Source organism: Streptosporangium fragile, from assembly GCF_039534445.1.
GTDB lineage: Bacteria > Actinomycetota > Actinomycetes > Streptosporangiales > Streptosporangiaceae > Streptosporangium > Streptosporangium fragile.
Genome location: NZ_BAAAVI010000003.1, coordinates 69,086 through 91,288 on the forward strand (window position 1 = coordinate 69,086; position 22,203 = coordinate 91,288).

The 22,203-nt window shown below is 71.5% G+C and carries 15 protein-coding genes and 1 pseudogene; 13 read left to right on the forward strand and 3 right to left on the reverse strand.

Annotated features, from left to right (window positions below; genetic code table 11):
* Positions 1-102 precede the first annotated feature (102 nt).
* From ABD841_RS03060 to ABD841_RS03090, 7 genes are all read left to right on the forward strand, one after another.
* Entirely contained in the window at positions 103-2,184 is a 2,082-nt protein-coding gene (locus ABD841_RS03060) for a putative bifunctional diguanylate cyclase/phosphodiesterase (protein ID WP_344967849.1), read from the forward strand.
* A gap of 354 nt (positions 2,185-2,538) precedes the next feature.
* Entirely contained in the window at positions 2,539-2,838 is a 300-nt protein-coding gene (gene gatC / locus ABD841_RS03065; RefSeq protein ID WP_344967598.1) for an Asp-tRNA(Asn)/Glu-tRNA(Gln) amidotransferase subunit GatC, read from the forward strand.
* Entirely contained in the window at positions 2,835-4,325 is a 1,491-nt protein-coding gene (gene gatA, locus ABD841_RS03070) for an Asp-tRNA(Asn)/Glu-tRNA(Gln) amidotransferase subunit GatA (protein ID WP_344967600.1), read from the forward strand. The genes gatC and gatA overlap by 4 nt, the downstream gene beginning before the upstream one ends.
* Positions 4,326-4,381: 56 nt before the next feature.
* Positions 4,382-5,470, forward strand: coding sequence for an AAA family ATPase (locus ABD841_RS03075; protein WP_344967602.1), 1,089 nt, complete (start codon positions 4,382-4,384; stop codon positions 5,468-5,470).
* Positions 5,467-6,036, forward strand: a complete 570-nt coding sequence (locus tag ABD841_RS03080; RefSeq protein WP_344967604.1) for a hypothetical protein — start codon at positions 5,467-5,469, stop codon at positions 6,034-6,036. The genes ABD841_RS03075 and ABD841_RS03080 overlap by 4 nt, the downstream gene beginning before the upstream one ends.
* Positions 6,037-6,073: 37 nt before the next feature.
* Entirely contained in the window at positions 6,074-7,582 is a 1,509-nt protein-coding gene (gatB, locus tag ABD841_RS03085; RefSeq protein ID WP_344967606.1) for an Asp-tRNA(Asn)/Glu-tRNA(Gln) amidotransferase subunit GatB, read from the forward strand.
* A 502-nt stretch (positions 7,583-8,084) separates the two neighbouring features.
* Positions 8,085-8,477: an SH3 domain-containing protein gene (locus ABD841_RS03090; protein ID WP_344967608.1), complete on the forward strand. Its 393-nt coding sequence runs from the start codon at positions 8,085-8,087 to the stop codon at positions 8,475-8,477.
* 34 nt (positions 8,478-8,511) lie between these two features.
* On the opposite strand, the gene ABD841_RS03095 is transcribed toward ABD841_RS03090, so the two are convergent.
* The 3 genes from ABD841_RS03095 to ABD841_RS03105 are packed head-to-tail and all read right to left on the reverse strand — an operon-like array spanning position 8,512 to position 11,524.
* Entirely contained in the window at positions 8,512-10,020 is a 1,509-nt protein-coding gene (locus ABD841_RS03095) for a tripartite tricarboxylate transporter permease (protein WP_344967610.1), read from the reverse strand.
* Entirely contained in the window at positions 10,020-10,550 is a 531-nt protein-coding gene (locus ABD841_RS03100) for a tripartite tricarboxylate transporter TctB family protein (RefSeq protein ID WP_344967612.1), read from the reverse strand. The genes ABD841_RS03095 and ABD841_RS03100 overlap by 1 nt, the downstream gene beginning before the upstream one ends.
* Positions 10,550-11,524, reverse strand: coding sequence for a Bug family tripartite tricarboxylate transporter substrate binding protein (locus tag ABD841_RS03105; RefSeq protein WP_344967614.1), 975 nt, complete (start codon positions 11,522-11,524; stop codon positions 10,550-10,552). Before ABD841_RS03105 ends, ABD841_RS03100 begins: the two co-directional genes overlap by 1 nt.
* 194 nt (positions 11,525-11,718) lie before the next feature.
* On the opposite strand from ABD841_RS03105, the gene ABD841_RS03110 reads away from it, so the two are divergent.
* The 6 genes and pseudogenes from ABD841_RS03110 to ABD841_RS03135 form a co-directional block, all read left to right on the forward strand.
* Positions 11,719-13,428, forward strand: coding sequence for an ATP-binding protein (locus ABD841_RS03110; RefSeq protein ID WP_344967616.1), 1,710 nt, complete (start codon positions 11,719-11,721; stop codon positions 13,426-13,428).
* Complete coding sequence (locus tag ABD841_RS03115) at positions 13,425-14,129, forward strand: response regulator (RefSeq protein WP_344967618.1); 705 nt, start codon at positions 13,425-13,427, stop codon at positions 14,127-14,129. The genes ABD841_RS03110 and ABD841_RS03115 overlap by 4 nt, the downstream gene beginning before the upstream one ends.
* A gap of 359 nt (positions 14,130-14,488) precedes the next feature.
* Positions 14,489-16,306 carry a VanW family protein gene (locus ABD841_RS03120; RefSeq protein WP_344967620.1) on the forward strand — a complete coding sequence of 606 codons (1,818 nt, stop codon included), beginning with the start codon at positions 14,489-14,491 and terminating at the stop codon, positions 16,304-16,306.
* A gap of 78 nt (positions 16,307-16,384) precedes the next feature.
* Positions 16,385-17,293: a 2-hydroxyacid dehydrogenase gene (locus ABD841_RS03125; RefSeq protein ID WP_344967622.1), complete on the forward strand. Its 909-nt coding sequence runs from the start codon at positions 16,385-16,387 to the stop codon at positions 17,291-17,293.
* A gap of 268 nt (positions 17,294-17,561) precedes the next feature.
* Complete coding sequence (locus tag ABD841_RS03130; RefSeq protein WP_425581942.1) at positions 17,562-20,222, forward strand: putative bifunctional diguanylate cyclase/phosphodiesterase; 2,661 nt, start codon at positions 17,562-17,564, stop codon at positions 20,220-20,222.
* 241 nt (positions 20,223-20,463) lie between these two features.
* Positions 20,464-22,203, forward strand: a pseudogene (locus ABD841_RS03135) (acetolactate synthase large subunit); the annotation flags it as partial.

The following is a 22,203-nucleotide window of genomic DNA, read 5'->3' on the forward strand; positions in this document are numbered from 1 at the left end:
ATCCTCTGCGAATCAACCGTGACGGAACGTGCGCAACCGGTTTCGCGAAGTGGCCCGTAGGCCGTACTCTCCCATAGTGAACTAATGGGGGTTTTGTTACTCATGGCCGACCCGACCGACACTCGCGACACCGGACCACGCATGGGATCGCCCCTGTGGGCGTATCTCACCGCCGTCACCACGATCGGGTGCACCGTGCTCGTCGTGGCCCAGCTGTACATCGGTGTGGCCGAGGCCACCGAGCTCGTGCGCAGCCCGCTGTTCTGGATGCTCGCCGTCCTGACCGTGCTGGGCGAGCTGCGGCCGGTGCTGCTGTCGTCGTCCATGACGGTCGGCGGCACCTACCCGTCGACCATGTTCACCTTCGCCGCCCTGCTCCACTACGGGCTGCCGGTCGCCGTGCTGCTCCAGGCGGTCGCCATGCTCGTCAACGCGGCCGTCACCCGCAAGGCGTGGCACCGGCTGATGTTCAACATCGCGCAGGTGACGCTGGCGAACGCGGCCGCCGGGGCGGTCATCGGCCTGTTCGGCGACCGGCCCGGCCCGGAGACGAGCTGGGTGCCGACCGGCTCCGACCTGCCCGAGATCGGGCTGGCCGGGCTGGCGTACTTCGTGGTCCGGGCACTGCTGGTCTCCGGAGCGGTGGCGCTGCACGAGCGCAGGTCGATCCACCGCGTGATCAAAACCACGATCGGCCACCAGAGCCTGGTCTACGCCGGGCTGCTCGGCCTGGCCCCGCTGGTCGTGGTGGCGATGAACCACTCACCGGCGCTCGTGCCGCTGTTCGTGGCGCCCCTGCTGGCGGTCTACTTCACCGCCACCATGTCGGTCCGCCGCGACCACCAGGCGATGCACGACGGGCTGACCGGGCTGCCCAACCGCAAGATGCTCGTGCTCCGCACCGAGGAGGCGCTCGCCGAGACCCGGGAGGGCGAGCGGGTCGGGCTGTTCCTGCTCGACCTCGACCGGTTCAAGGAGATCAACGACACCCTCGGGCATCCGGTGGGCGACCGGCTGTTGCAGATGGTGGCCCACCGGCTCACCCACAGCGTGCGTCCGGGCGACGTGGTGGCCCGGCTCGGCGGTGACGAGTTCGCCGTGCTGCTCCCCTCGGTCAGGGACGCCGCGGCGGCCAGGGAGGTGGCCGCCCGCCTGCGTGTGGCGATCACCGAGCCGGTCCGCCTGGAGGGGATGAGCTTCGACCTGGACGCCTCGTTCGGCATCGCCCTCTACCCCGATCACGCGCCCGACTTCGAGATGCTCCTGCAGCGCTCCGACGTGGCGATGTACCTGGCGAAGGAGGGCCGCACCGGGGTCGAGATCTACGCCGCCGACAAGGACCGCAACAGCCCCGAGCGGCTCAGCCTCCTCGGCGACCTGCGCAGGGCCATCGACCGCTCCGAGCTGCGGTTGCACTACCAGCCCAAGCTCGACCTGGCCGGGGGCCAGGTGCGGGGGGTGGAGGCACTGCTGCGCTGGCGCCACCCGGAGCGCGGGGTGATCTCCCCGGCGGAGTTCGTGCCGATGGCCGAGCAGTCGTACCTGATGCGCCACCTCACCGAGTACGTCATCGACGCCGCCCTGGAACAGGCGGCCCACTGGTGGCACACCGGCCTGCACGAGCAGATCTCCGTCAACGTCTCGGCCCGGGACCTGCTCGATTCGGCCCTGCCCGACCAGCTCGGCGCGGGCCTGGCGCGCTACCGGCTGCCGCCCAAGGCGATCCAGTTGGAGGTCACCGAGCGCATCCTGATGACCGACCAGGCCTACACCGCCGACGCCATCCGGGCCCTGGCCTCGCTGGGCGTGCCGCTCGCGCTGGACGACTTCGGCACCGGCTACTCCTCACTGGTCCGCCTGCAGCGCCTGCCGGTCGCCGAGGTCAAGATCGACGCCTCGTTCGTCCGTCGCATCGGCGAGTCCAAGGACGACGAGCGCATCGTCCGCTCCATCGTCGACCTGGTCCGCTCCCTGGGCCTGCGTTCGGTCGCCGAGGGCGTCGAGTCGGCCGAGGTGGCCGCCCACCTGGCCGCCATGGGCTGCGACCTGGGCCAGGGCTGGTTGTTCGCCGAGCCGATGTCCGCCGCCGACGCCACCGCCTGGCTCCGCAAGCACCGCGCCTCCGCCAAGCACGACTTCGGCGTCTTCCGGCCCACCGAGGTCCTCGACCCCCAGACGGCCTGAGCTCCCGTCTCCGGCGTCCCGGCGGTCCGGTGGCCAAGGTGTCCCGGCGGTCCGGTGGCCAAGGTGTCCCGGCGGGCGGAGAACGTGGCGGGCTCGCTCCTCGACGCCCCCGTCAGGCGTTGCCCCGGCGGAGGTACCCGGGGGCCCCTTCATCCCGCGGCCCTTCTCTCGCGGATCGCCGTTTCCGGCGCGTGGCGGCGCTCCAGGCCGCGGTGGCCGGGAGTTCCATGTCCGGCATGCCGCGTAAGGGATCTCCGCCCGGCCGCGGCGGGGTCAATGAGTCGGGACCCTCAGGTCGCGAGCCATAGGATGACAGTGTCCAATTGCCATTCCACGAAACGGGTTCAACGACTCATGTCCGCCATAACCCGCGACGAGGTCGCTCACCTCGCCCGGCTGGCCCGGCTGGCGCTGGCCGACGAGGAGCTCGACCACTTCGCCGCTCAGCTCGATGTGATCATCGGTGCTGTCGCCCGCGTCGCCGAGGTGGCGGCCGACGACATCCCGCCGTCCTCGCACGCGCTTCCGCTCACCAACGTCTACCGCCCCGACGAGGTGCGGCCCGGTCTGGCGCCGGAGGCGGCGCTGTCCGGTGCCCCGGCCGTCGAAGACGGCCGCTTTCGCGTCCCGCGCATCCTCGGGGAGGAAGCATGAGCCTCATTCACAGGTCCGCCGCCGAGCTCGGCGCGCTCATCGCGAGCGGAGAGGTCTCGGCGGTCGAGGTCGCCCAGGCGCACCTCGACCGGATCGCCGCCGTCGAGCCGCAGGTCAACGCCTTCCTGCACGTCGATCCCGAGGTGACCCTGGAGCAGGCGCGGGCCGTCGACGCCCGCCGCGCCGCCGGGGAGGAGCTCGGTCCGCTCGCCGGCGTGCCGATCGCGCACAAGGACGTCTTCACCACCGTCGACATGCCGACCACGGCCGGGTCGAAGATCCTGGAGAACTGGCGCCCGCCGTACGACGCGACCGTGACCCGCCGCCTGCGCGAGGCCGGCCTGGTGATCCTCGGCAAGACCAACCTGGACGAGTTCGCGATGGGCTCCTCCACGGAGAACTCGGCCTACGGCCCCACCCGCAACCCGTGGGACCTGTCCCGCATCCCCGGCGGCTCCTCCGGCGGCTCGTCCGCCGCGGTCGCCGCCTATGAGGCCCCGCTGTCGACCGGCACCGACACGGGTGGCTCGATCCGCCAGCCCGCCGCGGTCACCGGCATCGTGGGCATGAAGCCCACCTACGGCGGCTCGTCGCGCTACGGCCTGATCGCGTTCGCGAGCTCGCTGGACACCCCGGGCCCCTTCGCCCGCAACGTCCTGGACGCCGCGCTGCTCCACGAGGCGTTCTCCGGTCACGACGCCCTCGACTCCACCTCGGTGGACGCCCCGGTGCCCGCGGTCGTGGAGGCGGCGCGCAGCGGTGACGTCGCGGGGCTGCGCATCGGCGTGGTCAAGGAGTTCGGCGGCGACGGCTACCAGCCGGGCGTGCTCGCCCGCTTCCACGAGAGCGTGGAAGTGCTGGAGTCGCTGGGCGCGAAGGTCGTCGAGGTCTCCTGCCCGTCGTTCACCACCGCGCTGCCGGCGTACTACCTGATCGCTCCCTCCGAGTGCTCGTCCAATCTGGCCCGCTTCGACGCCATGCGGTACGGTCTGCGCGTCGGCGACGACGGCACGCGCAGCGCCGAGGAGGTCATGGCCCTGACCCGGGCGCAGGGCTTCGGCCCGGAGGTCAAGCGGCGCATCATCCTGGGCACGTACGCGCTGTCCAGCGGCTACTACGACGCGTACTACGGCCAGGCGCAGAAGGTCCGCACGCTCATCGCGCGCGACTTCGAGGCGGCCTTCCAGCAGGTGGACGTGCTCATCTCGCCGACCACGCCGACCACGGCGTTCCCGATCGGCGAGCGCGCCGACGACCCCATGGCGATGTACCTGGCGGACCTGTGCACCATCCCGACCAACCTGGCGGGCAACGCGGCCATCTCCGTGCCGTGCGGCCTGGCGGACGAGGACGGCCTGCCGGTGGGTCTGCAGATCATGGCCCCGGTGCTCGGCGACGACCGCTGCTACCGGGTCGGTGCCGCGGTGGAGAGGGCCTTCCAGGACCGCTGGGGTGGCAGCCTGCTCTCCAAGGCTCCGGAGCTGTAGGACATTTCTCGGAACTTCGGGGTGAAAGGGCGACAGGTGACAGGGAGAACGGCGGCATGATCACTCGTATCGAGATCGACGGGTTCAAGTCTTTCTTGAACTTCGATCTCGATGTGCCGCCCTTTCTCGCGCTGGTCGGTCCCAACGCGAGTGGCAAGTCGAACCTCTTCGACGCGGTGGAGTTCGTGGCGGCCGAGATCGAGGGGCCCGGCGGGTTGTTCGGCGCGGCCCGCGGACTGCCGGGCGAGCAGTTCCACCGGGTCGCCCACGGCGCCGCGGTGCCGGGGTTCGCGGTCTCGGTGGAGGCGCTGGTCGCCCCGGAGCCCGGCGCGGTGGTGCCGATCCGGTTCGACGTGGGTGCGGAGATGGTCCTCAAGATCCCGAGGTCCAGCGGGCCCGTCGTCAGCCACGTGGTCCGGGAGATCCCCGGGGAGCTCCTGGAGCTCGTGGTCGAGGATCCCAACCCGGAGGTCACCTCCCGCGACACGGTGCGGTCGTGGCGTCGCTACGCGCCCTCCCCCACGGCGATGCGGCGCCGGCGTTCCCTGGCCGATCGGGGGCCGCTCGCGGCCGACGGCGGGAACCTGGCCGCGGTGCTCGCGCGGATGGCCGGGACCGCGGCGTTCGACGACCTCACGGTCGACCTCGCCGCGGTGATCCCCGACGCGGTGGCTCTCGTTCCCCGCGCCGACCGGGAGAAGTGCTTCTTCGAGCTGGTCGTCGACGGCCAGGGAGCGGTGCCGGCCGCGTTGCTCTCGGACGGGACGCTCCGGGTGCTCGGTCTGCTCGCCGCCCTGCACGATCCGGACCATCCGGGCACCCTCCTGGTGGAGGAGATCGAGGGCGGTGTGCACCCGGGCCGGCTCGGCGAGCTGCTCCGGCGGATCCGGCGGCGGATCGCCACGCCGGGCGGGGCCGAGCCGCCGCGGCAGGTGATCCTCACCAGCCAGTCGCCGGTGGTGGTGGCCGAGGTCTACCGGACCGAGCCCGACGCGCTGACGTTCCTCGACACGGTGGTCCGCGTCGATCCCGACAACGACCGGGTGTCGCGGGTGACCGTGGCCAAGCCGGTCCAGCCGGACGGCGAACCGGGCACGTTCGTCTCGCCCCGGCAGGTCCGCAAGTATCTGGGCGCGGCGGCATGACCACCCGTCCCCTGGTACCCGGGCTGGTCGCGGAGGGAGAGGCCGACGAGGGGTTCCTCGGCATCGTGATCTCGCGGCAGCTCCGCGAGCTCACCTGGATGTCGCCGTACGCGGTCGACGTCGAGGACACCGAGGTCGTCTCCTGCCGGCGCGAGCACATCGTCACGGCGCTGGAGGAGCTCGCGGCCGACTGCCACCTGCTCTTCACCCACCACGACGAGCGGGAACGCGGCCGGGCCGACGGCGTCCGCTACCACTCGCACTACCTGGTGCCGGTGATCGGGCTGGGGGAGACCGAGGCCTGGCTGCTGGCCGACCGCGCCGTGTGGGCGGGGCTTTCGGGCAGCGACCTCAGCGGGCTGCCCGCGCGGCCCCGCGACGTCGAGCGGATCGCCGACCCGGCGGGCGTGCTCGCCGCGACCGTCCCGCGGCGCGGCAAGCCGGTCCGCGACTACTTCGAATACATAGGACGCAACATCGACCTCGCCGTCCTGGCCCAGGTCCCCGCCTACGCGAACTGGGTGGCCGAGACGAGGAACGCATTGAAGGGACTTGGTTATCTATGAGGGCGAACACAGCACGACGAGGAGCGGTGAGCGACCGATGAGCGGCACCGAGACGACCATGCCGTACGACGAGGCGCTGGAGCGCTTCGAGCCGGTGCTGGGCCTGGAGACGCACGTCGAGCTGGGCACGGCGTCGAAGATGTTCTGCGGCTGCCCGACCGTGTTCGGGGCTCCGCCGAACACCCAGGTGTGCCCGGTCTGTCTGGCCCTGCCCGGCGCGCTGCCGACGGCCAACGCCGCCGCGATCGAGTCCACCATCCGCATCGGCCTGGCGCTCAACTGCTCCATCGCCGAGTGGTGCCGCTTCGCCCGGAAGAACTACTTCTATCCGGACATGCCGAAGAACTACCAGATCAGCCAGTACGACGAGCCGCTCTGCTTCGACGGCTACCTCGACGTCGAGGTCGACGGCAAGACCGTCAGGATCGAGATCGAGCGGGTCCACCTGGAGGAGGACACCGGCAAGTCCACCCACGTGGGCGGTGCGACCGGGCGCATCCACGGCGCCGACTACTCCATCGTCGACTACAACCGCGCGGGCATCCCGCTGGTGGAGATCGTCACCAAGCCGATCCCGGGGACCGACAGGCTCGCCCCCGAGGTCGCCCGCGCCTACGGCACGGAGCTGCGCGAGCTCATGCGCACCCTCGGCGTCTCGGACGTGCGCATGGAGGAGGGCTCCATGCGCTTCGACGTGAACGTCTCCCTGATGCCGCGCGGTTCCTCGGAGTGGGGCACCCGTACCGAGACCAAGAACGTCAACTCGCTGCGCAGCGTCGAGCGCGCCGTCCGGGGCGAGATCGAGCGCCAGGCCGCGATCCTGGCCGACGGCGGCAAGGTCGTCCAGGAGACCCGCCACTTCCACGAGAACACCGGCACGACCACCTCGGGCAGGTCGAAGGAGGAGGCGCAGGACTACCGCTACTTCCCCGAGCCCGACCTCGTGCCGATCGCCCCGAACCCCGCGTGGGTCGCCTCGCTCAAGGCCGCCCTGCCGGAGCTGCCGGGCGTGCGGCGCAAGCGGCTCCAGCGGGAGTGGGGCGTGTCCGACCTCGACATGGCGGCCATGCACAACGCCGACGCCATCGATCTGGTCGAAGCGACGGTCTCCGCCGGTGCCCCGCCCGCGGACGCCCGCAAGTGGTGGATGGGTGAGCTGGCCCGCCGCGCCAACGAGTCCGGTGTCCCGCTGAGCGAGCTGCCGATCACCCCGGACGACATCGCCCGGGTGTGCGCGATGGTCGCCGGCGGAGCGCTCAACGACAAGCTGGCCCGCCAGGTGCTGGAGGGCGTGCTGAACGGCGAGGGCTCTCCCGACGCGGTGGTGGCCGCCCGCGGCCTGCAGATCGTCAACGACGAGGGCGAACTGCTGGAGATCATCGACCAGGTCCTGGCGGGCAACGCCGACGCGGCGGACAAGGTGCGCAGCGGGAAGATCGCCGCGGTCGGTGCCCTGGTCGGCGGCGTCATGAAGGCCAGCCGCGGCAAGGCCGACGCCGCCCGCGCCCGCGAGCTCATCCTGGAGCGGCTCGGCGTCTCCGAGTAGCTCTCGCATCCCTTGCGGCGCCACCGGGAAGCCCGCCGCAAGGGGTGTGCGGGGCCGGCCCGGCCGGTGCGTGGTTCACCCGCGCACGGCCGGGCGGCCTCGCCCGGCCGTGTGACGGCCGTCCCCGTTTCCCGACGCCACGTCTGTCACCGGGGGAAACTCTTACACCGCCGATGTGGGCGGAACCCTCTCCCGGGCACGTCACGGTGACCGGTCCGGACCGGATGGGGTCGCGTGCCACTGGAAGATCGTCACATCGTGCCGTCAGGCCGTGGGATGCCCGTCGGCCGGCGCTTTCCGGCGTCGCGGGCGTTGGACACAGCGCGGTGGCGGTTGCCCGGGAATCCGAACTACCGCGCTCTATTGCCCTGTTTCCATGTGGTAATTGATGTTTTCGAAATTCATTGGCTATTGACGGAATTAAGCTATTTCTTGCACAGTGATCACGTCAGTTTCAGCTTTCACTCCGGTATCACCTGACCGTACGATCGGAGAAAATCTGATGAAAAGGCTTCCGGCCATCGTGATCGCCGCTGTGACGGCCGCCGCCGGACTCTCGCTCGTGGCGTCACCCGCCCGTGCGGCGGCCATGAGCTCGGGGTACGCCTCCACGGCGACCACCGCCCAGACCGCGGCGGTGGACGCGATGGTCGTCGCCGACGGTGTCCGCCTGCGGTCGAGTGCGGGCGGGACGCGCGTTATCGGCTATCTCTATTACGGTGATTACGGGCAGATTCTGAGTTCGTCGAGTGGCTGGTGCCGGTTCCGGTTGGGCGGAACCTCGGCTTCCGGCCTGCCCGCGGGGACGACGGGATGGGCCTCGTGCGCCTACCTGGCGAGAGAGGACGGCCTGCGCTCGGAGGAGCCTGCCGTCGACACCCTCCAGCCCCGGTGAGCCGGATTCGAGTTCCCGCCCCACTCCCGCACCCCTAGCCAGGCCGCCCGGCTCCCCACGGCCGGGCGGCCGCCTTCCTGACGAGCGGCGCGAGCAGCGCCAGCAGCGCGACCACCAGCAGCGTCGCCGCGATCGGACTCCGGACCAGGACCGTGGGATCGCCCGCCCCGATGGCCAGAGCCCGGCGGAGCTGGATCTCGGCCATCGGGCCCAGGATCATCCCGATCACGGCCGGGGCGATCGGCAGCCCGAAACGGCGCATCGCGAAGCCGAGCATCCCCAGGACGTACAGGATGACCAGCTCCACCCAGGAGGAGTTCAGCGCGTAGACGCCGAGCGCGGCGAACAGCAGGATCCCCGAGTAGAGGTATGGGCGGGGGATGTGCAGCACCCGCGCCCAGACCGGGGCCAGCGGCAGGTTCAGCACCAGCAGCATGGCGTTGCCCACGAACAGCGAGGCGATCATGCCCCAGACCAGGGCCGGGTTGTGGTCGAACAGCTGCGGGCCCGGCTGCAGGCCGTACTGCTGGAAGGCCGCCAGCAGGATCGCCGCCGTCGCGGAGGTGGGCAGGCCCAGGGTGAGCAGCGGGACGAGCGTGCCCGCGGCCGAGGCGTTGTTGGCCGCCTCGGGGCCGGCGACGCCCTCGATGGCCCCGTTGCCGTACTCCTCCCGGGCGGGCCCGCGGGCCAGCCGCTTCTCGATCGAGTACGACAGGAACGTCGGGATCTCCGCGCCGCCGCCGGGCAGCGCGCCGAAGGGGAAGCCGAGCGCGGTGCCGCGCAGCCAGGGCCGCCAGGAACGCGACCAGTCGGAGCGGCCGAGGAACGCCCGGCCCACCGGGATCACGTCCGGCTCACCGTGCCGCAGCCGGGAGGCGACGTACAGGACCTCCCCGACCGCGAACAGGCCGACCGCGACGATCACCACCTCGATGCCGTCGAGCAGCTGCGGCACGCCCAGGGTCAGCCGCGCCTGCCCGGTCTGCTGGTCGATGCCGATCAGCCCGATGACCAGGCCCAGCCCCAGGGAGGCCAGCCCGCGCACCACCGAGCGTGACAGCACCGACGACACCGCGATGAAGGCCAGCACGGCCAGCGCGAAGTAGTCCTCGGGGCCGAAGGAGATCGCGAACTCCACCACCATGGGCGCCGCGACGACCAGCAGCCCGGTGGCGATCGTGCCCGCGACGAACGAGCCGATCGCGGCGGTCGCGAGCGCCTGGGCCGCCCGGCCGCGCTTGGCCATCCGGTTGCCCTCCAGCGCGGTGATCATCGAGGAGCTCTCGCCCGGTGTGTTCAGCAGGATCGAGGTGGTCGACCCGCCGTACATGCCGCCGTAGTAGATGCCCGCGAACATGATGAACGCGCTGGCCGGGGGGACGTTGAAGGTGATCGGCAGCAGCAGTGCCACGGTCATGGCCGGGCCGATGCCGGGCAGCACGCCCACGAGCGTGCCCAGGGTGACGCCCACCAGCGCGTAGAGCACGTTGACCGGGGTCAGCGCCGTCGCGAACCCCTCCATCAGCAGCCGGAACGACTCCACTAGATCACCCCGGACAGCAGGCCGGCGGGCAGGGTCACGCCCAGGCCCTTGACGAAGGTCAGGTAGGTGACCGTGGACAGGACGATCCCGAGGGCGGCCGCGCGCAGCCGGGAGGGCGCCCCGAGCGTCACCGACAGGCCGAAGAAGAGCAACGCGCCCGCGATGATCCAGCCGAGCAGGTCCAGCAGCCCGGCGAAGGCCAGGAAGATGACGCTGACCAGCGCGACCGTCCGCCAGTCGGCCCGCGCCCCGAGGTCGGCGTCCTCGGTCTGCTCGGGGTCACCGTGGCCGCCCCTGAGCACGTCGACCACGTAGCACAGCCCGATCAGGATGAGCGCCGAGCCGACGATGATCGGGAAGAACCGCGGCCCCAGCCCGAGCGCCGAGCCCGCCGCGGTCACGTCCGCCGTCCCCGCGATCACGAATCCGCCCAGCGCCAGCACCGGCACCGCCAGCCCCAGCTCCGGCCGCCGCCATGAGAACCCGCCGTCCGAGCGCTCCACCCCGACCATCTCCTCGGTGACGGACATCAGGAGACGAGCCCCATCTCCGCGATCACGGTCTTGACCTTGGCCTGCTCGGCCGAGAGGAAGTCGGCGAACGGCTGCCCGGTCTGGAAGACGTCGGCCCAGCCGTTCTTGGCCACCGCGTCCTTCCACGCCTGCGAGTCGTGCATCCTGGTGACCAGGTCGGTCAGCCGCTTCCTGGCCGCGTCGTCCAGCCCGCCGGGCGCGACGAACCCGCGCCAGTTGGCCAGCTCCACGTCCAGGCCGGCCTCCTTGAGCGTGGGGGAGTCCACGGAGTCGAGGCGGTCGGGCGAGCTGACGCCGAGGGCGCGCAGCTTTCCGGACTTCACGTGCTCGGCGAACTCGCCGATGCCGGAGATGCCCATCGCCACCTTCTCGCCCAGCAGGGCGTTGAGCGCCTCCCCGCCGCCGGAGTGGGCGATGTAGTTGACCTGCTTCGGGTCGATGCCCGCGGCCTTGGCCATCAGGCCCGCCACGATGTGGTCGGTGCCTCCGGCGGAACCGCCCGCGACGGCGATCTTCGCCGGGTCGGCCTTCCACGCCGTCACCAGGTCGCCGAGCGTCTTGTACGGAGAGCTCGCGGGGACCACCACGATCTCGTACTCCTCGGTGAGCTTGGCGATGGGCGTGGTGTCGGCCAGGGTCACCTTCGACTTGTTCTGCTCCACCGCGCCGACCATGACCAAGCCCATGGTCATCAGCAGGTCGCCGTTGCCCTTCTCACCCGCGAGCTGGGCCAGGCCGATGGTGCCGCCCGCGCCCGGCACGTTGTAGACCTCGACCTTGAGGGACGGGTCGACGGACTTCAGCGCCTCCTCCGCGGTGCGGGACGTCTGGTCCCAGCCGCCTCCCGGCGAGGCGGGGGCCATGATTCTCAGCGCGCCGGTGCCCGATCCCCCCGGTCCGCCGCCCGATCCGCAGGCGGTGAGCGCTGCCAGGGACAGGACCGCGAGCGCAGCCAGCCTCTGAAGACGCATCGTCATCAACTCCCAACAACGTGAGGAAAGCGTGGTGAGGATGCTGAGCCCCGCCGGACGCCGTGTCGATCCTTTGCGTGGTTGCCGTCGTATCGGTCATATTGGTCACAGAATCGGGGTGATTCTCACAACCGTCGCGACCCTGTCGTTATCTCAGCCTACTTTTATTGTGGCTCTGACCAGGGAGTTACCTCGTGCGACGGATAATCGACGCCTCGCTCGGCACCCAGCTGTTCGTGTTGCAGACAGTGATCGTATTCCTCGCGGTCGGCGGTACGGCGAGTGTCTGGGCCGAGCACACCCGCGACCGGCTCGACCGGCAGTACGAGCAGCGCGCGCTGGCGATCGCCGAGTCGGTCGCCGGGCTGCCCCAGGTCCGGGAGGCTTTCGGGCTGCCCCGGCCCGAGGCGGTCCTGCAGCCCATCGCCGCGGCGGTGCAGAAGGCCACCGGCGCCGACTACGTGGTGATCGCCAACCGGGAGCAGATCCGCTACGCCCATCCCAACACCTCCCTGATCGGCCGGAGGCTGTCCACCGACGGCTCACAGGTCCTGACCGGCGGGCGGTCCTGGACCGGCGTCCAGACCGGCACGCTCGGCCGCTCGGTGCGCGGCAAGGCGCCGATCTTCGACGGCGCGGGCCGCGTCATCGGCCTGACCTCGGTCGGCATCCTGGAGGTGACCGTCGCCGACCAGCTCGGCGAGGCGCTGCCGCCGCTGCTGTGGACGGTGCTGGCCGTGCTCCTCGCCGGGTCCGGGGCCGCCGCGCTGATCGCCCGGCGGGTCCGCCGGCAGACCTTCGGCCTGGAGCCGGGGGAGATCGCGGCCCTGCTCGAACAGCGCGAGGGCGTGCTGCACGGCGTCAAGGAAGGGGTGCTGGCCGTCGACCTCCAGGGGCGGGTCACGCTGGTCAACGACGCGGCCCGCGACCTGCTCGGCCTCTCCCAGGACGACGTCGGCCGCCTGCTGCGGGAGATGCCCCTGTCGGACCGGATGCGCGACGTGCTGGACGGGGCGGACCCCGGCGACGACCGGGTGGTGCTCCACCACGACCGGGTGCTGGTGCTCAACCGGACCCCGGTGGCGGTCCGGGAACGGCAGAGCGGCTGGGTCGTCACCCTGCGCGACCGTACCGAGCTGGTACGGCTGGCGCGTGAGCTCGACCAGGCCAGCACGGCGACGGGCGCGCTGCGCGCCCAGGCCCACGAGTTCGCCAACCGGATGCACACCGTGGTGGGCCTGCTGGAGCTCGGCGAGTACGAGACGGCGGTCAGCTACATCACCCAGACCACCGAGGCCTACAGCAGGCACGCCGCCGGGATCCGGGAGAAGGTGGCCGACCCCACGCTGGCCGCGCTGCTGCTGGCCAAGTCCGCGGAGGCGGCCGAGCGGGGCGCCGGCCTGGTGCTTTCGGACGACTCCCGGGTGGAGGAGGGCATGCTCGGCGATCCGCACGACGCGGTCCTGGTCGTCGGCAACCTGGTGGCCAACGCCCTCGACGCGCTCCAGGAGACCGGGGGCACGGTGGAGGTCTCGGTCCGCACCGAGGTGGACGGCCTGCACGTCCGGGTCGGTGACTCCGGGCCCGGGATCACCCCCGACCTGGTCCACGAGGTGTTCCGGGAGGGCTTCACCACCAAGGCGGCCCACGCCGGGCCGCGCGGGCTCGGGCTGGCGCTGACCCGCCAGGCGTGCTCGCGCCGGGGCGGCTGGGTGCGGGTGCACAACGCCGGCGGTGCCGTCTTCACCGCCCTCCTGCCCACGGACGGCCGGGCCGGGAGCCGGTCGGCGGCCGAGACGGAGACGTCCCGGTGGGTGGACACGGGTGTGGAGGCGTCCCCGGGGGCAGGTGCCGAGGCGGAGACGTCCCGGCAAGCAGTCGTCGGGACGGAGGCCCCGCGGTGAGCGGGCTCGGGGGCGCGGCCGGCCGGGCAGGGGAGATCCGCGTGCTGGTCGTCGACGACGACTTCATGGTGGCCAGGATCCACAGTGGTTACGTGGCACGGGTGCCCGGCTTCACGGTCGTCGACGTCGCGCACACCGGGCGGGCCGCGATCGCGGCCACGGCCGCGCACCGGCCGGACCTGGTGCTGCTGGACATCTACCTCCCGGACATGTCCGGGCTCGACGTGCTCACGACGCTCCGGGGCACCGCCCACCCGGTCGACGTCCTGGTGATCACCGCCGCGCGCGACGTGGCCACGGTCCGCGCGGCCATGCGCGGCGGCGCGGTGAACTACCTGATCAAGCCGTTCACCGCCGGAGCGCTCACCGAACGACTGGAACAGTACGCCGACAACCGCAGGCGGCTGGCCGCCCTCGGCGCCCAAACCTGCCAGGACGAGGTCGACCGGCTGTTCGGCGCGGCCAGGGGAGGCCCGCCGCTGCCCAAGGGGCTGTCGGCCACCACGTGCACCCTGGTCGCCGACGCGCTCCGGGGAAGTGGCACCGACCTGTCGGCCGCCGAGGCGGCGGCGCTCACCGGGCTGTCCCGGGTCAGCGCCCGCCGCTATCTCGAGCACCTGTGCGCCGCGGGCCAGGCGGAGCTCCGGCCCCGGTACGGCACCGCGGGACGCCCCGAGCACCGCTACCGCTGGACAGGGTGAATTGTTATTTCTTTTCGGACGCCGGTTGACCACCGTGGTTTAGGGTTGCCTGAAGTTGCAGCCACGGAGCAGGACAGGAGACGGAGGCCGTGCGGAACGCCGGAGCGTCTGCGGACCCGCCGACGGATCCCTTCGAGGCGGTGCCCCTGCCCACGCGTCCTGTTCCTCCCGGCGCCCGTGACCCGCGGCTGCCCCCCGGGGTCCGGCCCGCCCAGCCCGCCCGGTCCGCGAACGGCTCGCGGCTGCCCCCGGGAGTCTCGCCCGACATCTTCGGCCCTTCGGGCTTCGGCGGTCCGTCCGGGGCACCCGGCGCCTCCGGCGTCCTGCCACCCCCGGCCCAACCGGCGCAGCCCTGGCAGATGGCGTCCGCGTCCGAGCCCCCCGAGCGCCGTCCCCCGCGTGACGAGCGGTTCGGCGGCGACGGTCTGCCGCCGTCCGACGCGCTCCGCCACGAGGAGCCGCCCCCGCGCCGCCGGCGTGGCCGGAAGATCCTGCCGGTCGTCGTGGGCGTCGTGCTGCTCGCCGTGCTCGCCTACGCGGTGCCCGCGATCTTCATGTCCGGCCGGATGCTGCCCGGCACCAGCGTGCGCGGCGTCGACATCGGCGGGCTCACCGCCACCGAGGCGGCCGACAGGCTCGGGGAGCGGCTGGCGTCCAAGGCCGGTGAGGAGATGACCCTCGTGGCGGCCGGCAAGCGTTTCACCATCGAACCGGGCAAGGCCGGACTGGAGCTCGACGTGGTCGCCACCCTCGCCCAGGCGCCCAGCGGCTTCCCCAGTCCGGTCGAGGTCTGGCGGGGCCTGACCGGCACCACCGAGCTGGAGCCCAAGGTCGCCGTCGACATCGACCTGCTGACCAGCACGGTCAAGGACCTGGCCAAGAAGATCGACCGGAAGGTCCGCGAGGGCTCGGTCACGTTCGAGGGCGTCGAACCGGTGGTCGTCACGCCCCGCGACGGCCGCGAGCTGGAGCGGCAGGCCGCCGCCAAGACGATCACCGCTGCCTTCCTCGCCCCGGAGGGCGAGGTCCGGCTCCCGGTCTCGGTGATCAAGCCCAAGGTCACGGCCGCCGTGGTGAAGAAGGCGGCGGCCAGGGCCGGCGAGGCCCTCTCGGGCCCGGTCACGCTCACCAACGGGGGCAGGCAGGCCCAGCTGCCGGTGCAGACGCTCGCCGAACACCTGTCCTTCGAGCCCGACGGGTCGGGCGGCATGCGGCCGTCGTTCGACGCCGGGAAAGCCGTGGCCGCCGTGGAGAAGAAACTCGTCGACCCCGCCCAGGCTCCCCGCGACCCCACGTTCAAGATCGTCAACAATCGGCCGAAGCTGGTCCCCGGTCGCAAGGGCAAAGGCATCGACGACGCCAAGCTCGCCGACGACATCGCCGAGATGGTCGCCGAGGGCGGCGACCGGACGATCCCGGTCGCCCTGGCGATCGTCAAACCGCGCATGTCCGACGCCGAGGCGCGCAAGCTCGGCATCAAGGAGAAGATCAGCGAGTTCACCACGCCCTACGACTGCTGCCCGCCGCGGGTGACCAACATCCGGACGATCGCCAAGCTCCTCGACGGCTACCTGGTCAAGCCGGGCGAGGTGTTCTCGCTCAACGGCGTCGTCGGCGAGCGCGACACGGCTCGCGGGTTCGTCCCCGCCCCCATGATCCAAGGCGGCCGGCTGGTCGACTCGGTGGGCGGCGGCATCTCCCAGTTCGTCACCACCATGTACAACGCGGTGTTCTTCGGCGGCCTGGAAGACGTCCAGCACGTGGCGCACGAGTTCTACATCTCCCGCTACCCGGCCGGCCGCGAGTCCACCGTCTCATGGCCCGAGCCCGACTTCCGGTGGAAGAACGACTCGCCGTACGGCGTGCTGGTGAAGACGTCCTACACCGACAGGGGCGTCACCGTCGCCTTCTGGAGCACCAAGCGCTACGACGTCGAGTCGATCTCCTCCGAGCGCTACAACATCACGCCGTTCAAGTCCGCGACGGACAGCGGCCCCGACTGCATCCCGATGACCGGCCAGCAGGGTTTCACGATCGACGTCTGGCGCGTCTTCAAGAAGGACGGCAAGGAGATCAAGAGGGTCAAGAAGACCACGGTCTACCGCCCGGAACTCGACCTGAAGTGCGTCCCCGAGGCCGACGCGGACGCCGGCGCGGCCCCCGGAACGGACGACTGACGGCTCCGGCGCGCCCGGCGTGCCGGGAGGGGCGGTGGGGGGATGATCCCGCGTACGGCACGGCTGGATAATGCACCCATGAAGATCTGGGTCCCCTCCGAAGCCGCCGCCGACGTCCTGTGCGACCTGCCCGAAGTGGAGTGCGTCGTCTACGACGGGACAGGACCGGCCCCGGAGGGGCCCGAGGAGGTCGAGGTCTGGATCCCGCCGCTGATGCCGGTGCCGCGGATCCCCGAGCTGCTGGCGCGGATGCCCCGGCTGCGGCTGCTGCAGACCGTCACGGCGGGCGTCGACGCCTACCGGCCGCACATGCCCGAGGGCGTGATGCTGTGCAACGCGCGGGGCGTGCACGACGCGGGCACCGCGGAATGGGCGGTGGGCGCGATGATCGCCGTGCTGCGGGAGTTCCCCGGCTTCGCCGTCGCGCAGCGCGAGGGCGAGTGGACCTACCACCACACCGGCGTGCTGGCCGACTCCACCGTGCTGATCCTCGGCTACGGCTCGATCGGCGAGGCCCTGGAGCGGCGGCTCGCCGGGTTCGAGGTGGAGGTGATCCGGGTGGCCAGCACCGCCCGGGACGGTGTGCACGGCCAGGACGAGTTGCCCGAGCTGCTGCCCAGGGCGGATGTGGTGGTGCTGCTGGTGCCCTCCACGCCCTCGACCACCGGGTTGGTGGACGCCGCGTTCCTGGCGGCGATGAAGGACGGCGCCCTCCTGGTGAACGCGGCCAGGGGGCCGGTGGTCGACACCGACGCGCTCGTCGCCGAGTTGCGCGCGGGCCGCCTCCTCGCCGCGCTCGACGTCACCGACCCCGAGCCCCTGCCCCGGGACCACCCCCTGTGGACGGCGCCCGGGGTGTTCATCACCCCGCACGTGGCGGGCAGCACCCCGGCCTCGGGGCGGCGCACGCTCAAGCTGCTCCGCTCCCAGCTCCTGCGGTACCTCGCGGGGGAGCCGCTCAAAAATGTGATCACGGGTTCCTACTGACCGGCAAAGGAATCCGGACCGTGGCTACCTCGTGACCTGGGGTGCGTACCGTCGATACCTGCGACCCCTGTCGCCCGGTTATCAGATCGGTGACGACTGCGGTGTTGTCACCACCCGGACGCGTACGACGGCACACACTGGCCATGTGCCGGTGCGAGATGCGGAAGACGGAGGAAGGACGACGCGCCCGCGGCGGCACCGCGAGCGCAGTGAACCAAGGGACGCTGCGAGAACGAGATGAAACGACACCGATGGGCAGACGACATTGATCCGCTGGCGTGACCCCCGGGTAGCGCTGACCGTCCTGGCCGGTCTCGGCGCCGTGGGCCTTGTGGCCGCTCTTCTCCGCGGCACCTCCGCCGTGGTCGTCGAGGCGGTGGCGGGCGTGCTCGCCGCCGGGGCCGCCGCGGTCTCCCTGTTCGCCGCAGCCTCCCGGGCGCCCGGCCGGCGCAGTGCCCTGGCCTGGCGCTGGCTGGCCGCGGGCTCCATCACCTGGCTGGCCGGGGTCGGCGTGCGGCCGATCGCCGACGGCACGCCCTTCGTGGTGACCTTCGCCGACCTGGTGCTCCTGGCCGGTACGGCCATGCTCGCCGTCGGCACCGGCCTGTGCGCCACCCGACCCGCCCGCGGGCAGGCGCTGCTGCGCGACCTCGCCGACTCGTACGTGTGCGCCGCCTCCGTCCTGGTGATCACCTGGGTGCTGCTGGCGGGCCCGGTCTACCGCGGGGCGGGTGACGCCGGTGACGCCGCGGTCACCTTCGCCGCGCCCCTGCTCTGTCTGGTCCTCACCTGCGTCGTGGGGCCCGCCGTGGTCCCGATCCGCCGGTCCGCCTGGCCGGTGGGCCTGGCGGCGCTGGCCGTGCTGTCCGCCATCACGACCTCCGAGACGGCCACCGCGCTGGCCCGGGTCAGCGGCGAGACGCCGTCGCTCACCTGGGTGTGGCTGGCCCCGGTGGCCTTCCTGGTGCTCGCGGCGGCGCCGTGGAGCGCCCGCGCGGCGGGCAGGCAGGACCCCGCGGACGACGAGCCGTCGGTCCGCGAGAGCACGTCCTCGCTGATCGCGGCGATCCCGTTGATCCTGGTCGGCGTGGCCACCGCCGTCGTGCTGCTGCGCGTGATCGGCGGCGCGGTGCAGGGGCCCGCGTCGGCCCTGGCCGCGGTGTGCGCCTCGATCGTCGTGGTCCTGGCGGTGCGCCTGTTCGTGACCCTGGTGGAGACCGGCCGGCTGCGCCGCCTGGTCCACCTGGGGGAGCGGCAGCTGCACGACCTCGCCGAGAGCACCGGGGACGTGGTCCTGCTGTGCGACTACGACGGCGTGGTCCGGGAGATCGGCGAGGGTGTCGAGATCACCTACGGCTACCGCCCGGCCGACCTGGTCGGCGGGAAGATCTTCGACTACATCCACCCCGAGGACGTCCCGGGCATCCAGGTGGCGCTGAGCGCGATGAGCCCGGACGAGGAACCCGCCGACGGGCCGAGCACCTGCATGGTCGCCTGCCGGATCCGGGCCTCCGACGGCACCTGGCGCCCCGCCGAGTCGGTGGCCACCCGGCACGTGCGCGGCGAGGGTCTGCTCCTGGTCACCACCCGCGACGTCAGCGACCAGGAGGCCCTGCGCAACCAGGTCGCCCACCTGACCTTCCACGACGGGATCACGGGCCTGCCCAACCGGGCCTACTTCGAGGAGCGCACCCGCGAGGTGCTGGCCCGGCCGGGCGCGAGCGGCGCCGCCGTGGTCTTCCTGGACCTGGACGGTTTCACCGCGGTCAACGACTCGGTCGGCCACGCCAGCGGCGACTACCTGCTCGGCCAGGCCGCTCGCAGGCTCCGGGCCGCCGTACGGGCCGACGACACCCTGGCGCGCTGGGGCGGCGACGAGTTCGCCGTGCTGCTGGAAGGGGCGGCCGACGCTCAGACGACGGTCGACCTGGCCGAGCGGCTGGTCCGCACGGTCTCGTCCGAGCCGTTCCGGGTGGCCGACCGTGACGTCGCGCTGACCGCGAGCGTCGGGGTGGCCTTCGCCGACGACGACGTCTCCTCCGCCGACCTGATCCGCAACGCCGACGTGGCGATGGCCAGGGCCAAGGAGCTCGGCGGGCGCCGGGTCGAGGTCTTCGCCGCGCACATGCACGCCGACGTGGTACGCCGCCTGGAGCTCGCCGCCGACCTGCAGCGGGCGCTGCTGGAGAACCAGTTCGCGATCGAGTACCAGCCGGTGGTCGACCTGGCGACCTCGCGCGTCACCGCGGTCGAGGCGCTGGTGCGCTGGTGGCGGGGGGGTGCGTTCGTGCCGCCGGAGCAGTTCCTCGGCCCGGCCGAGGACACCGGCCTCATCGTGCCGCTGAGCGAGTGGATCCTGCGCGAGGCCTGCCAGGAGGTGGCCGCCTGGCGCGCTTCATCCTGGGACATCGGGCTCTCGCTCAACCTCTCGGCCCGGCAGATCACGGCACCGCGTTTCGTGGAGACCGTCGAGTCGGCGCTCGCCGACAGCGGACTGCCGCCCAGTGCCCTCACCCTCGAGGTCATCGAGGAGATGCTGGTCGAGGACGCCGAGGAGATCATCACCCGGCTCTCCGAGCTGCGCGCCCTCGGGGTGCGGCTGGCCATCGACGACTTCGGCACCGGTTACGCGTCGCTGGCGTTCCTGCGGCAGCTCCCGGTCGACATGATCAAGATTGATCCGTCGTTCGTCTCCGGGCTCGGACGCGACGACACGCTGACCCTGCTGACCCGCACGATCGTACGGCTCGGCCACGACCTGGGCCTGATCGTGGTCGCCGAGGGCATCGAGCGGCCCGAGCAGCTGGAACTGCTGCGCGAGATGGGCTGCACTCGCGGCCAGGGCTTCCTGGTGGCCCGCCCGATGGCCGCCCGCGGCGTCGACTCGCTGATGCGCACCAGCCTGTCCAGCCTGGGCTCGCACGCCTGACCCCGGAGCGTCCACGGCTGACATCTCGAAATCTGAGACATGCGTCCCACCAATTTGACGCGGGTATGCTCTGTCGGCCAAGGTGGAGCCATGCAGCATCACCGTGGGATTCTCGTAGTACTTCGCCGGCGCGCAGGCCGATAGCGAAGCACTGCGACCTGCGCGCCGCCCCAGCCCCACCTCCCCAGGTGGGATGGGGCATTTTTTATGCCGTTAAGCATGTTCAGCCACAAGGAACGAGCCGATGACCGAACAGATGACAGGAGCCCAGGCCCTCGTGCGGGCGCTGGAGCACGTCGGGGTCGACACTGTGTTCGGGATCCCGGGCGGCGCCATTCTTCCCGCCTACGATCCTCTCTACGACTCGACCAAGGTCCGGCACGTGCTTGTACGGCACGAGCAGGGCGCCGGTCACGCCGCCCAGGGCTACGCCCAGGCCACCGGCAAGGTCGGGGTGTGCATGGCCACCAGCGGTCCGGGCGCGACCAACCTGGTCACCCCGATCGCCGACGCCTACATGGACTCGGTGCCGATCGTCGCCATCACCGGGCAGGTCGACAGCAAGTTCATCGGCACCGACGCTTTCCAGGAAGCCGACATCTCCGGCATCACCATGCCGATCACCAAGCACAACTTCCTGGTCACCGACCCCGCCGACATCCCGCGGACGATCGCCGAGGCCTTCCACATCGCCTCCACCGGCCGCCCCGGGCCGGTGCTGGTCGACATCTCCAAGGACGCGCTCCAGCTGCCGACGACGTTCTCCTGGCCCCCCGTCATGCAGCTGCCGGGCTACCGCCCGGTGACCCGCCCGCACTCCAAGCAGATCCGCGAGGCGGCCAAGCTGATCGCCGAGTCCAGGCGGCCGGTGCTCTACGTCGGCGGCGGCGTGCACAAGGCGCGGGCCTCGGCGCAGCTGCTGGAGTTCGCCGACCTGACCGGCATCCCGGTCGTCACCACCCTGATGGCGCGCGGCACCTTCCCCGACAGCCACCCGCAGCACATGGGCATGCCCGGCATGCACGGCTCGGTCTCCGCGGTCGGCGCGCTGCAGCGCGCCGACCTGATCATCGGACTGGGCGTCCGCTTCGACGACCGCGTCACCGGGGACCTGTCCAGCTTCGCCCCGTACGCCAAGGTCGTCCACGCCGACATCGACCCGGCGGAGATCTCCAAGAACCGGCACGCCGACGTCCCGATCGTCGGCGACTGCCGGGAGGTCCTCACCGAGCTGATCGCCGCGGTGCGCAGCGAGGAGCGCAAGGGCGACTACACCGCCTGGATGGCCGAGCTCAACGGCTACAAGAAGACCTACCCGCTGGGCTACACCGATTTCGAGGACGGCTCGCTGGCCCCGCAGTACGTCATCGAGCGGCTGAGCGCGATCGTCGGCCCGGACGCCATCTACACCGCGGGCGTGGGCCAGCACCAGATGTGGGCCGCCCAGTTCATCGGGTACGAGAACCCGGGCTCCTTCATCAACTCCGGCGGCGCCGGCACGATGGGCTTCTCGCTGCCGGCCGCGATGGGCGCCAAGATGGGCCGTCCCGACACCACGGTCTGGGCCATCGACGGCGACGGGTGCTTCCAGATGACCAACCAGGAGCTCGCCACCTGCACCCTTGAGGGTGTGCCCATCAAGGTCGCGGTCATCAACAACGGTAACCTGGGCATGGTCCGGCAGTGGCAGACGCTCTTCTACGACGGGCGTTACTCCAACACCAACCTGCAGACGGTCCGCCGGATCCCGGACTTCGTCAAGCTCGCCGAGGCGTACGGCTGTGTCGGCCTGCGGTGCGAGCGTCCGGAGGACGTGGACGCGACGATCAAGAAGGCGATGGAGATCAACGACGTGCCGGTCGTCATCGACTTCGTGGTGCACCAGGACGCCATGGTCTGGCCGATGGTCGCCGCGGGCACCAGCAACGACGACATCAAGTTCGCGCGCGACATGGCGCCGGTCTGGGACAGCGAGGAATAG